A 12,363-nucleotide genomic window follows, 5' to 3' on the forward strand; every position below is an offset into this window, starting at 1 on the left:
TTGGATACGGAAATAAGCCATGACCAAGCGTAACGAGGCGCCCGACGAAGGGCAGGTGCAGGATCTGCGCCCTCGCCCGGTCAGGCTGACGAGCGACATGAGCCTGCCGAAGTTGTCCGTGGTCGAGATCGGCAGTTATCTGCTGATGCTGTTCGGCATGCTGGCCGTGCTCAATCTCGGGCTGCTGGGCGCGTTGCTGGCCGGACTGCTGGTGTTCCAGCTGATCCAGACGCTTGCCCCGCGCATCGAACGGCACATGTCCAGTCAGCGGGCGCGCTGGCTTTCGGTGGTGATACTGGCGGTGATGATCGTCGGTGTGCTGACGGGGCTCGTGATCGGCATCATCGATCACTTCGAGGGCGACGTGCCCAGCGTGCAAATGCTGCTCGACCAGGCCATGCAACTGATCGACGAGGCGCGCGGCCGGATTCCGCAGTTCGTCGCCAACTATCTGCCGGTCGATACCGACCAGATGAAAGCGCGCGCCGCCGAATTGATGCAAACCCACGCGGGAATGCTGCAGCAAGGCGGCAAGAATGCGGCGCGGGTCTTCACCCACATCCTGATCGGCATGATCATCGGCGCGATTATCGCGGTCGGCGCGCAGAAGCCGATGCAGCGGCTGCCGCTGTCCACCGCGTTCGTCACCCGTGTCACGCGTTTTGCGGACGCCTTCCGCCGCATCGTGTTCGCGCAGGTGAAGATTTCGGCGATCAATGCGATCTTCACCGGCATCTTCCTGCTGGTGCTGCTGCCGATCTTTCACGACCGGCTGCCGCTGTCGAAAACGCTGGTGCTCGTCACGTTCATCGTGGGTTTGCTGCCGGTCATCGGCAACCTGATCTCGAACACCATCATCGTCGCGGTGGCGCTCTCGGTGAGCTTTCCGGCCGCCGTGATGTCGCTCGTGTTCCTGATCCTGATCCACAAGCTCGAATACTTCCTGAACGCGCGGATCGTCGGCGGCCAGATCGAAGCGCGCGCGTGGGAATTGCTGGTGGCGATGCTCGTCATGGAAGCGGCTTTCGGCATTCAGGGCGTGATCGCCGCGCCCATCTTCTATGCGTATATCAAGCGGGAACTGATCTATCTGCGGCTGGTTTGAAGGTTTGAAAGTGAGAGGGCTTGACCGCCCGATTGGCTCGCCGCCAACGAAGCGCAAAAGACAAAGGCCGCCGGTCTCAACGACCGGCGGCCTTTTTTCTGCCCGATGCTCTCTAATGCGATTCGTTCAGCGGAACACCACTGTCTTGCTGCCGTTCAGCACCACGCGATGTTCGACATGCCACTTCACCGCTCGCGCCAGCGTCACGCATTCGACGTCGCGGCCAATCGCGGTCAGTTGATCCGGCGTCATGCTGTGGTCGACCCGCTCCACTTCCTGCTCGATGATCGGACCTTCGTCCAGATCGGTCGTCACGTAGTGCGCGGTGGCGCCAATCAGCTTCACGCCACGGTCGAACGCCTGGTAGTACGGCTTCGCGCCCTTGAAGCTCGGCAGGAACGAATGGTGAATATTGATCGCGCGGCCGGCGAGGCGCTCGCACAACTGCGGCGACAGAATCTGCATGTAGCGCGCGAGCACTACCAGATCGGCCTGATGCTCGTCGATCACTTCCAGCACGCGCGCTTCCTGCGCCGCCTTCCCTGCCGGCGTGGAGGTGATCAGCGGGAAATGGTGGAACGGAATGTCGTAGCTCGCGGCGAGTTGATAGAACTCCTTGTGGTTCGAGATGATGGCCGGAATCTCGATGCCAAGCTGACCGGTGCGGTAGCGGAACAGCAAGTCGTTCAGGCAATGACCGATCTTCGACACCATGATGATCACGCGCGGCTTCACCGTTGCGTCATGCAACTCCCAGCGCATGCCGAACTGTTCCGCGAGCGTGCTGAACGCGCTGCGCAGCGCTTCGAGTCCGGGATCGCCGCCCACCTGCTGGAAATGGACCCGCATGAAAAACTCGCCGGTGTGGCTGTCGCCGAACTGGGCGGAGTCGAGAATGTTGCTGCCGCGCTCGAACAGAAAGCCCGATACCGCATGGACGATGCCGGGCCGGTCGGCGCACGACAGTTTGAGGATAAAGCTGTGATCGGTCGACATGACCTGGGTGACTCCCTTCTTTAATGCGTAATTCGTTGATCGCGTTATGCGACGGCCGGCGGCTCGAACAGTGCCTCGATCCCCGCGCAGTCTTCGGCATCGATCCAGCGGCGGCGCAGCAGACAATCGAGCGTGGCGAGACTGGCGTCGACGGTCAATGCGTCTTCTTCAATCGAGCGCGCCACTTCATCGATGCGCGCGAGCCGGTGTTCACCCACTTCGCCGTCCTGATTGCACGGCGTGAAACCGGCCGGCAGCGCCAAGTCATACACGAAGATCTGTTCGGCCTGAGTGCCTTCCGGCAGCGATTGCAGCACATGCACGGTCCGTCCGGCCGTGGCGCGCGCGGCGATCTCTTCAGGAATGCCGGCTTCTTCCCAGCACTCCTTGACGATCGTGGCTTCGATCCCGAAGCCCCAGCCGATCCCGCCCGCGACCACGTTGTCCAGCATGCCCGGATCCGTGGCCTTGGTGGCGCTGCGGCGCGCGATCCATAACTGCGGCGCGCCATCCGCGTATTCTACGACGCCGTTCAGATGCACCGCGTAGGTCATCGTGCCGAAGAAGCGCGACGCCGCGCGCTCGATATACGCGAGCGGCGGCGCGTCGAACGCATTGCGGATCGCGTAGGTTTCGTTACGCCAGCCGGGAATGTGGCCATCCGCGGCCAGCGCGCCGATCACGGCGCCAAGCTCAGCGCTGCGCAGGTCCACGGTGTTCAGGCGCGACGATAGCGTGACGCGTGCGGCGTCGACGTCGAAAACATCCGGCCAGCGAGCCAGCAGAGGGACATCGGTCGAGCGGATCCAGCCCACCTGCTCGGCGTCGATCCAGAACGGGCGATGCGCGTGCGCATCGAAGCGGCGTGCTTTGGTGATGCAAGGCAAAGTCATGAATACTCCAGCGGCACGAACGGATTCAATCGCGCAGCGCCACGCGAATACCGATCGCGATAAAAGTGACACCCGCCAGCCGGTCGAGCCACACGCCGACACGCGGACGGCGCTTGAGCCAGCTGCCGATCATCCCCGCGCACACGCCGAACAGCGAAAACACCACGACTGTCTGCAGCATGAACACGAGGCCCAGTTCGAGCATCTGCAACGGCACGCTCTGCGTACCATGCGGCTCGATGAATTGCGGCAGGAACACGAGGAAGAACAGCGTCACCTTCGGATTCAGCATGTTGCCGAACACGCTCTGCCGGAACACCGACCACAGCGGTTGAGGCGGCCGCTCGTGAGCCGTGGCGAGCCCCTGGCTGCGCAGTGCCTTGATGCCGATCCAGATCAGGTAGACCGCGCCGGCATATTTGATGGCCTGGAACGCCAGCGGCGACGAGCGCAGCAACGCGGCGATGCCCAGCGTCGCGAGCGTGGTGTGGAAGGTGATGCCCGCGGCAAAACCGAGCGCCGCCACGAGCCCCGCCGCGCGGCCCTGCGAAATGCCGCGCGCCAGCACCTGAAGGTTGTCCGGACCGGGGGCCAGCGTGATCGCGATCGACGTGGCGAGGAACAGCAGGAAATGGGGCATGCGCCTTACCTCATCGTTTAGTGGCCGCTAAAGTCCGTCACGGTGAAGAGCGGCAGTCCGGCCGAGCGCAGCAGCGTCGAGCCGCCCAACTCCGGCAGGTCGACGATAACCGCGCCTTCGATCACCTGCGCGCCCAGCCGTTCGAGCAGCTGCTTGCCGGCCATCATGGTGCCACCGGTTGCGATCAGGTCGTCGACAATCACGATCCGGTCGCCTGGCGCGCAGGCGTCGGCATGGATTTCCACGGTGGCCGTGCCGTATTCGAGCTCGTACGACTGCGACTCCGTTTTGTAAGGCAGCTTGCCCTGCTTGCGGATCGGAATGAAGCCGAGATTCAGTTCGTAGGCCAGCACCGGGCCAATGATGAAGCCGCGTGCATCGAGCCCGGCAATGTAGTCGAGCTTGGCGTCGATATAGCGTTGCACGAACAGGTCGATCAGCACCCGAAACGTCTTCGGATGCTGCAGCAGCGGCGTGATATCGCGAAACTGCACGCCGGCCTGCGGCCAGTCGGGCACGGTGCGAATCTGGCTTTTGACGAACGCCGCCGCGTCGAGCGGTGCGCTCGCAAGCGCGTTGGACATGATGACTCCAGACGGACCCTGAGGATCCAGACAAAAAACTTGACGATCTCGCGCGGGCTGGCGGCGCGGGCTGGCGGCACGTGCCACGGCCCGCGTATTGCATGCGCTCGCCCGCGTCAGACAGTTGCAGCGCCCGCCCGGCGATGCTTCGACAGCCGCTCCTCGGCTTGCGCGAGCGCTTCGGGCAAACCGCGCAGCACGACGATGTCGCTCGCGCGCAGCTTGGTCAACGGGTCTGGCTCCACGCCGCGAATGCCATGGCGGCGGATTGCCGTCACTTCGACGCCCAGCTCGAACAGTCCGACCTCCGCCAGCGTACGGCCCACCGCGTCGGCACTCTCGTCGACCGGCACCGATTGTAGTCGCACCTGCTCGTGGCTGTCGTCGTCGCCCACGTCGTCGGCGCCGTGGAAATAGCCGCGCAGCAGACTATAACGCTCGTCGCGCATCTCCTCGACGCGCCGCACCACCCGCCGCATCGGCACGCCCATCAGCACCAGCGTGTGCGAAGCGAGCATCAGGCTGCCCTCGACAATCTCGGGAATCACCTCTGTGGCCCCCGCGGCGAGCAGTTTTTCGAGGTCGGCGTCGTCCACCGTGCGCACGATGACCGGCAGCGTCGGCTCCAGTTCGTGGATGTTGTGCAGCACGCGCAGCGCGGACGGCGTATTGGCGTAGGTGATCGCCACCGCCGCCGCCCGGTGGATACCGGCTGCCAGCAACGACTCGCGCCGCCCGGCGTCGCCGAATACCACCGATTCGCCGGCCGCCGCAGCCGCCGCGACCCGGTCGGGGTCGAGGTCGAGCGCCACATACGAGAGGCCTTCGTGCTCGAGCATGCGCGCAAGATTCTGGCCCGCCCGCCCATAGCCGCAGATGATCGTATGGCCGCTCTGCTTCAGGCTCTGGGTGGCGATACGCGTCATCTGCAAGGACTGCATCATCCATTCAGTGGACGACAGCCGCAGCACGATGCGATCCGCGTTCTGGATCATGAACGGCGCGGCCAGCATGGACAGCAGCATGGCGGCGAGAATCGCCTGCAGCAGCGTGGCGTCGACCAGATGCTTGTCGAGGATCAGGTTCAGCAGAACGAAGCCGAATTCACCGGCCTGGGCGAGGCCGATGCCGGTGCGCATCGCCACGCCCGGCGACGCGCCGAACAGGCGCGACAGGGCCGTAATCATGATCAGCTTCAACAGGATCGGGCCGAGCACGAAGGCCAGCACGATCAACGGATGCGTCCAGATCACCAGCGGATTGAGCAGCATGCCGGTGGTGACGAAGAAGAGCCCCAGCAGCACGTCGCGAAACGGCTTGATGTCCTCTTCGACCTGATGCCGGTAGGGCGTCTCGGCGATCAACATGCCGGCGATGAACGCGCCCAGCGCGAGCGACAGGCCGAATTTGTCCGTGATGAACGCCGCCCCGAGCGTGACGAGCAGCAGGTTCAGGATGAACAGTTCCTGCGAGCGGCGCCGCGCCACCACGTTGAACCAGCGCGTCATGAACTTCTGCCCGACGATCAGCAGCAAAGCCAGCGCGACGACGATCTTCACCGCCGCGAGCCCGAGCGCCGTCATCAGCGTGCGGGAATCGCCGCCGAGCGCCGAGATGATGATCAGCAGCGGCACCACCGCCAGATCCTGGAACAGCAGCACACCGAAGATGTTGCGGCCGTGCTCCGTCTCGATTTCGAGACGTTCGGCCAGCATCTTGCTGACGATCGCCGTGGATGACATGGCGAGCGCCCCGCCCAGCGCCACGCTGCCCTGCCACGTGATATGCACCCAGCGCTCCAGCACGAAGCCCAGCGCGACGGCCACCGCAACCGTGCCGATCACTTGCAGCAGGCCGAGGCCGAACACCAGCCGGCGCATTGAACGCAGCTTGGCGAGCGAAAACTCCAGCCCGATCGAGAACATCAGGAACACCACGCCGAACTCGGCGAGGTTCTGCGCGCCCTGTGAATCCGGAACGATACCGAACGCATGCGGGCCGACGACGATGCCCACCGTCAGATAGCCGAGCATGGGCGGCAGGTTCAGGAAACGGAAAACGACGACGCCCGCCACGGATGCCAGCAGCAGGAACAGCGTCATTTCGAGCGGGGAAATCATCTGAAAGCGTCCTGGTTCGTCGACATAACCATCGCACGCAAAGCGCCGTGCGACAAGGTTGAGGGGCCGGAGAGGGCAGCGGCCGGAGACCGCCGTCCCGGCGCGGCGAACAAACGCCTTTGCTATACTCCGCGAATGATAGCGAAAATCAATGGCGACCGGGCACTCGCGCTCGCTCGCAACGTGCTCGACATCGAAGCGGACGCCGTGCGCGCGCTTCGCGATCAACTCGACGATGGTTTCGTCGAGGCGATTGACTTCATCCTTGGCTGCCGTGGGCGCGTGGTCGTCTCCGGCATCGGCAAATCGGGCCACGTGGCCCGCAAGCTAGCCGCGACCTTCGCCAGCACCGGCACGCCCGCCTTCTTCGTGCATCCGGCCGAAGCCAGCCATGGCGACCTCGGCATGGTCACGTCAGACGACGTGTTCGTGGCCATGTCTAACTCCGGCGAATCCGAAGAGCTGATGGCGATCCTGCCGATCATCAAGCGGCTCGGCTCCAGGCTGATCGCGATCACCGGCAAACCGGGTTCGAGTCTCGCGCAACTGGCCGACGTGCATCTGAATGCCGGGGTCGCGAAAGAAGCCTGCCCGATGAACCTCGCGCCCACTGCCAGCACCACCGCCGCGCTCGCGCTCGGCGACGCGCTGGCGGTCGCGGTGCTGGACGCCCGCGGCTTCGGACCGGACGACTTCGCCCGCTCCCATCCGGGCGGCGCACTCGGCCGGCGCCTGCTCACCTACGTGCGCGACGTCATGCGCACCGGCGACCAGCTGCCGAAGGTCATGCCCGAGTCTACCGTGCGCGACGCGCTGTTCCAGTTGACGGCCAAGCGCATGGGCATGACGGCGATCGTCGACGAGAACCAGCGCGTCAAAGGCATCTTCACGGACGGCGACCTGCGCCGCGTGCTCGAACGCAGCGGCGACTTCCGCGACCTGCCGATCGCCACCGTGATGACGCCGGGCCCGCGCACCATTGGCCCCGACCAGCTGGCAGTCGAGGCGGTGGAACTGATGGAGCGCCACCGGATCAATCAGATGCTGGTCGTCGACGACGCGGGTAAGCTGATCGGCGCGCTCAACATGCACGACCTGTTCTCGAAGAAGGTGATCTGATGGCCGCCGCGCCCCTTACCGCCACTGAACGCGCCCGTCGCGTCAAGCTGATGATTTTCGACGTCGACGGCGTGCTGACCGACGGCGGCCTGATGTTTACCGCCGAGGGCGACACGATGAAGTCGTTCAACTCGATGGACGGCCACGGCGCGAAACTCCTGCGCGAAGCCGGCATCGACACGGCCATCATCACCGGGCGCAAGTCGGGCATCGTCGCCGTGCGCGCGAAGGAACTGAAGATCACCCATCTGTATCAGGGCATCGAAAACAAACCCGCGGCGTTTGCCGAGCTGCTCAAGGAGACCGGTCACGCGCCCGAGGATTGCGGCTACATGGGCGACGACTGGGTCGATCTCGGCGTGATGCTGAAGGTCGGCTTCGCTGCCGCGCCGGCCAATTCGCATCCCGAGGTGATCGCGCGGGCCCACTGGGTCAGCGAAGCGCGTGGCGGCCACGGCGCGGTGCGCGAAGTGTGCGACACCTTGTTGCGCGCGCAGAACAAATACGATGCGCTGCTCGCGGCAGCCTGCGCCGGCGGGCAACAGCAGGGTCTCGTCGGATGAACCAGTTCCGCTTCACTTCGCTGATCCCGCTCGTCGCGATGGCCGTGCTCGCCGGTATCACGTGGTGGCTGCTGCAGGCCACCGCGCCGCCGCCGCACGAAGGCGAGATCAAGCCGAAGGAACACACGCCCGATTACTTCGCCGACAACTTTTCGGTGTCGGAGTTGGATCAATCGGGCGCCACGCAGTACCGGCTGACGGCCACCCACCTCGTCCATTTCGAAGACGACGAGCTGAGCGACCTCGTCAAGCCGGCCATCCGCGCCTTCCAGCCGGGCAAGCCGATCGTGACCGCGACCGGCGACACCGGCACCGTCAATGGCGACGCCTCGATTGTCGATCTTTACCAGAACGCCCGTATCCTGCGTGCAGCCGGCGACGGCGACCCGGCGATGCAGGCTGATTCGTCCCATTTTCGGGTCCTGGTCAACGACGATGTGATTGAGACCGAAAAGCCGGTTAAACTTCAGCGCGGCCTGTCTGTCATGACGGCCAGCGGCATGAACTACAACAACGTCACCCGGGTAATGCAGCTATTCGGCAATGTCCGTGGCGCGATCGCCGCGTCCGACTCCGCCGGCGGCTCCCTGAAGCAACCCGGGTAATCCATTCCAGCGTGACTGCATGAACGAATCGTTCCCCCGTTTTGACTCCGGCCGCGCTCCTCGCACCTTGTCCGCGTGCCGCGCTGGACTTGCCGCGTTGCTGGTCGCCTTGCCGCTCGCGGGCTTCGCGCCGCTGGCGCACGCCGAGCGTGCGGACAAGGACAAGCCGCTCAACATTGAAGCGGACAACATGACGTATGACGACCTGAAGCAGGTCAACATCTTCACCGGACACGTCGTGGCCACCAAAGGCACGATCGTGATCAAGGCCGACCGCGTCGAAGTGACGCAGGACCCGCAAGGCTATCAGTACGCCACCGGCACTTCGAGCGGCGGCAATCTGTCGTACTTCCGCCAGAAGCGCGAAGGGCTGAACGAGTACGTGGAAGGCACGGCTATCCGTATCGACTATGACGGCAAGCAGGATCTCACCACCTTGACCACCAACGCCACGGTGAACCGCCTGCAGGGCCTCTCGACAGTCATCGACACGGTGCACGGCAGCGTCATCACCTACGACGGCCAGAACGACTTCTATACCGCCAAGGCGGGTCCGGACGTCGCCGGTCCAGGCAACCCGAGCGGTCGCGTGCGCGCCATGCTGTCGCCGCGCAACGGCGGCGCCGCGCCGCTCTCCGGCGCTTCGGCCACACTCGCGCCGTCCACCAAGCTTCAGGGAGCCCCGGCCCAGTGAACGACTCAGCAAACTCGCCCTCCCTTCCCCATCGCAAGCCGGCTGGGACCAGCAGTTCGCTGGTGATTCGCAATCTGAAGAAACGCTACGGCTCACGCACGGTCGTGAAAGATGTGTCGCTCGACGTCAAGAGCGGTGAAGTGGTCGGCCTGCTCGGCCCGAACGGGGCCGGCAAAACCACCTCGTTTTATATGATCGTGGGTCTCGTGCCGCTCGACGCCGGTGAGATCGATCTGGACGGCAAGTCGATCAGCCTGCTGCCCATTCATAAGCGCGCCTCGCTCGGCCTGTCGTATCTGCCGCAGGAAGCGTCGGTGTTCCGCAAGCTCACCGTCGAAGAAAACATCCGCGCCGTGCTGGAACTGCAGCTCGACGAAAACGGCAAGCGGCTCAACAAGGACACCATCACTACCCGCACGGAAGCGCTGCTGGACGAACTGCAGATCGCGCATCTGCGGGGCAATCCGGCGCTTTCGCTCTCCGGCGGTGAGCGTCGGCGCGTGGAAATCGCGCGGGCGCTGGCCACCAATCCGAGCTTCATCCTGCTCGACGAGCCGTTCGCCGGTGTCGATCCGATCGCGGTTCTGGAAATCCAGAAGATCGTCAAATTCCTGAAGCAGCGCAACATCGGCGTGCTGATTACGGACCACAACGTGCGCGAAACGCTCGGCATCTGCGACCATGCGTACATCATCAGCGACGGCAGCGTGCTGGCCGCCGGTGCGCCTGGCGACATCATCGAAAACGAAAACGTGCGGCGCGTCTATCTAGGCGAACACTTCCGCATGTAACCAGCGGGGGCATGCAGGCGGCATCCCTTGCCGCCCGCCCCTTGCTGCGGCGGCTTGCCCGTATTTTTGACGCGGCCGGTCGCGCACTCCCCTGCAGACCCAATCCCGATGCGCGCGTTATTGCGAATGTCGCGAGGTATCGCGGTCGTGGCAAACTCTCTACAATGAATCTCAAATTGCCATGAAAGCCAGCCTCCAACTCCGCCTGTCGCAGCATCTTGCGCTGACCCCTCAACTGCAACAGTCCATCCGGCTGCTGCAGCTGTCTACGCTCGAACTGCAGCAGGAGGTCGCGATGGCGATCTCCCAGAATCCGCTGCTCGAAAACGAGGACGACTGGATCGCCAGCCCGCTGCGGGTCGCCTCGGACGGTTCGCTGATCGCCCAGGCGCCGAACAATGCCGCGCCCGAGCAGATGGGCAGCAACAACTCTTCGTCCAGCAGCACCAGCGAGCGCGCCGAAAACGCCGAACCGCAGGGGGTCGACGAGTACAACGGCCTCGCATCCGACAACGGCGGCGACTCCACCCAGTGGAATCTGGACGACTACGGCCGCTCCGGCACCGCCTCGGACGACGACGACCTGCCGCCGCTGCAGATTCACGAATCGAGCACGTCGCTGCGCGATCACCTGATGGCGCAACTGCGCGTCACGCAGGCCAGCCAGCGTGACCGGGCGCTGATTACGTTTCTGATTGAATCGCTCGACGACGACGGCTATCTGACCGCAACGCTCGACGAAGTCCAGGCGGATCTGCCCGACGAGCTCGAAGTCGACCTCGACGAACTGAACGCCGCGCTCGCGCTCCTGCACAGCTTCGACCCGCCTGGCGTCGGCGCGCGCTCAGCCTCCGAGTGTCTGAAGCTGCAATTGCTGCGACTCGACTCGTCGCCTACCCGCACGCTTGCGCTCGAAATCGTCGCTCATCATCTGGAACTGCTGGCCGCACGCGACTTCACGCGCCTGCGCAAGCACCTGAAGGCCAGCGACGACGACATGCGCGACGCCCACGACCTGATCCGCTCGCTGGAGCCCTTTCCGGGCGCCGCCTATGGCAAGGCGGAAGCGGACTACGTGGTACCCGACATCATGGTGCGCAAAACGGCCCAGGGCTGGCAGGCCGAGCTGAATCCGGAGGTCGTGCCGAAACTGCGCATCAATCACCTTTACGCGAATATTTTGCGTAACAACCGGGGCGATCCGGGCAGCGGATCGCTGCGCCAGCAACTCCAGGAAGCGCGCTGGCTGATCAAGAATATCCAGCAGCGTTTCGAGACGATCCTGCGGGTCGCGCAAGCCATTGTGGAGCGCCAGAAGAGCTTTTTCGTACATGGCGAAATTGCCATGCGGCCCTTGGTTTTGCGGGAAATTGCTGATACGCTGGGCCTACACGAATCAACTGTCAGTCGTGTGACAACCGGTAAATACATGCTGACCCCATTCGGGACGCTTGAATTCAAGTACTTCTTCGGGTCACACGTTTCGACGGACACGGGCGGCGCAGCCTCTTCCACGGCTATTCGCGCGCTCATCAAGCAACTGATAGGAGCGGAAAACACCAAATCTCCTCTTTCAGACAGCCGCATAGCCGAACTGCTGGCGGAACAAGGATTCGTGGTCGCACGGCGTACCGTCGCGAAGTATCGCGAAGCCCTCAAGATTCCGGCAGTCAACCTGCGCAAGTCTCTTTAGCCCGCCGCGTAGTGTGACGGGCATTTTCCGGCCGCTCCGCGTGTTGGCGGACAGGCCGGCCGATGCGACCTGCCAGTAGTCAGTCAACGGGGGACGACACAGGCGAGCCGTCAGATCGACCGGTACTGCTCCATCGTGCGGACCAAGCGGCCACTAGCTTGGAGAAGCACTATGAATCTGCAGATCAGTGGACACCATCTCGAAGTAACGCCAGCGTTGCGAGAATACGTGATCACCAAACTGGATAGGGTGCTAAGACATTTCGATCAGGTGATCGATGGCAGTGTGGTCCTCTCGGTCGACAACCATAAGGAAAAGGAAAAGAGGCAGAAGGTTGAAATCAACCTGCATCTGAAGGGCAAGGACATCTTTGTCGAGAGCTGTGACGGCGACCTATACGCCGCGATTGATCTGATGATCGACAAGCTCGACCGGCAAGTCATACGTCACAAGGATCGCCTGCAAGGTCATCAGCACGACGCGATCAAGTATCAACCGCTGGCGCCGCAAGTGGACGTGCCGCCGCAATAAGCATCAGGCAGGACCCGGCAGGATTAGAA

General features: G+C 63.7%; 13 protein-coding genes. 8 read left to right on the top strand and 5 right to left on the bottom strand.

Translation table 11 applies throughout. The annotated features are described in order from the left end of the window. The first annotated feature begins 19 nt into the window (after positions 1-19). Positions 20-1,105 carry an AI-2E family transporter gene (locus P3T43_RS27150; RefSeq protein WP_429284097.1) on the top strand — a complete coding sequence of 362 codons (1,086 nt, stop codon included), beginning with the start codon at positions 20-22 and terminating at the stop codon, positions 1,103-1,105. A 126-nt stretch (positions 1,106-1,231) separates the two neighbouring features. Here P3T43_RS27150 and purU read toward each other — a convergent pair whose 3' ends face one another. The 5 genes from purU to P3T43_RS27175 form a co-directional block, all read right to left on the bottom strand. Continuing rightward, on the bottom strand, positions 1,232-2,101 hold the full coding sequence (purU, locus tag P3T43_RS27155; protein WP_429284098.1) for a formyltetrahydrofolate deformylase: 870 nt from the start codon (positions 2,099-2,101) through the stop codon (positions 1,232-1,234). Between the two features lie 44 nt (positions 2,102-2,145). Continuing rightward, positions 2,146-2,994, bottom strand: a complete 849-nt coding sequence (locus P3T43_RS27160) for an NUDIX hydrolase (RefSeq protein ID WP_429284099.1) — start codon at positions 2,992-2,994, stop codon at positions 2,146-2,148. 25 nt (positions 2,995-3,019) lie between these two features. Next, entirely contained in the window at positions 3,020-3,634 is a 615-nt protein-coding gene (locus tag P3T43_RS27165; RefSeq protein ID WP_429284100.1) for a LysE family translocator, read from the bottom strand. A gap of 17 nt (positions 3,635-3,651) precedes the next feature. Then, on the bottom strand, positions 3,652-4,218 hold the full coding sequence (locus tag P3T43_RS27170; RefSeq protein ID WP_429284101.1) for an adenine phosphoribosyltransferase: 567 nt from the start codon (positions 4,216-4,218) through the stop codon (positions 3,652-3,654). Between the two features lie 116 nt (positions 4,219-4,334). Beyond that, on the bottom strand, positions 4,335-6,338 hold the full coding sequence (locus tag P3T43_RS27175) for a cation:proton antiporter (RefSeq protein ID WP_429284102.1): 2,004 nt from the start codon (positions 6,336-6,338) through the stop codon (positions 4,335-4,337). A gap of 135 nt (positions 6,339-6,473) precedes the next feature. Between P3T43_RS27175 and kdsD the strand changes: the two genes are divergently transcribed. The 7 genes from kdsD (at position 6,474) to hpf (ending at position 12,334) form a co-directional block, all read left to right on the top strand. Beyond that, a complete protein-coding gene (gene kdsD / locus P3T43_RS27180; protein WP_429284178.1) occupies positions 6,474-7,457 on the top strand; it encodes an arabinose 5-phosphate isomerase KdsD in 984 nt (327 codons plus the stop codon). Continuing rightward, positions 7,457-8,020: a KdsC family phosphatase gene (locus P3T43_RS27185; RefSeq protein WP_429284103.1), complete on the top strand. Its 564-nt coding sequence runs from the start codon at positions 7,457-7,459 to the stop codon at positions 8,018-8,020. Before kdsD ends, P3T43_RS27185 begins: the two co-directional genes overlap by 1 nt. Then, positions 8,017-8,625 carry an LPS export ABC transporter periplasmic protein LptC gene (gene lptC / locus P3T43_RS27190; protein WP_429284104.1) on the top strand — a complete coding sequence of 203 codons (609 nt, stop codon included), beginning with the start codon at positions 8,017-8,019 and terminating at the stop codon, positions 8,623-8,625. The genes P3T43_RS27185 and lptC overlap by 4 nt, the downstream gene beginning before the upstream one ends. A gap of 19 nt (positions 8,626-8,644) precedes the next feature. Further along, positions 8,645-9,319 carry a lipopolysaccharide transport periplasmic protein LptA gene (lptA, locus tag P3T43_RS27195; RefSeq protein WP_429284105.1) on the top strand — a complete coding sequence of 225 codons (675 nt, stop codon included), beginning with the start codon at positions 8,645-8,647 and terminating at the stop codon, positions 9,317-9,319. Continuing rightward, complete coding sequence (lptB, locus tag P3T43_RS27200; RefSeq protein ID WP_429284106.1) at positions 9,316-10,110, top strand: LPS export ABC transporter ATP-binding protein; 795 nt, start codon at positions 9,316-9,318, stop codon at positions 10,108-10,110. Before lptA ends, lptB begins: the two co-directional genes overlap by 4 nt. A 181-nt stretch (positions 10,111-10,291) precedes the next feature. Continuing rightward, entirely contained in the window at positions 10,292-11,803 is a 1,512-nt protein-coding gene (locus tag P3T43_RS27205) for an RNA polymerase factor sigma-54 (RefSeq protein WP_429284107.1), read from the top strand. Positions 11,804-11,974: 171 nt separating this feature from the next. Beyond that, positions 11,975-12,334 carry a ribosome hibernation-promoting factor, HPF/YfiA family gene (gene hpf, locus P3T43_RS27210; RefSeq protein WP_429284108.1) on the top strand — a complete coding sequence of 120 codons (360 nt, stop codon included), beginning with the start codon at positions 11,975-11,977 and terminating at the stop codon, positions 12,332-12,334. Positions 12,335-12,363: the final 29 nt, after the last annotated feature.

This window comes from Paraburkholderia sp. GAS41, from assembly GCF_050436545.1.
In the GTDB taxonomy this organism is placed as follows: Bacteria; Pseudomonadota; Gammaproteobacteria; order Burkholderiales; family Burkholderiaceae; genus Paraburkholderia.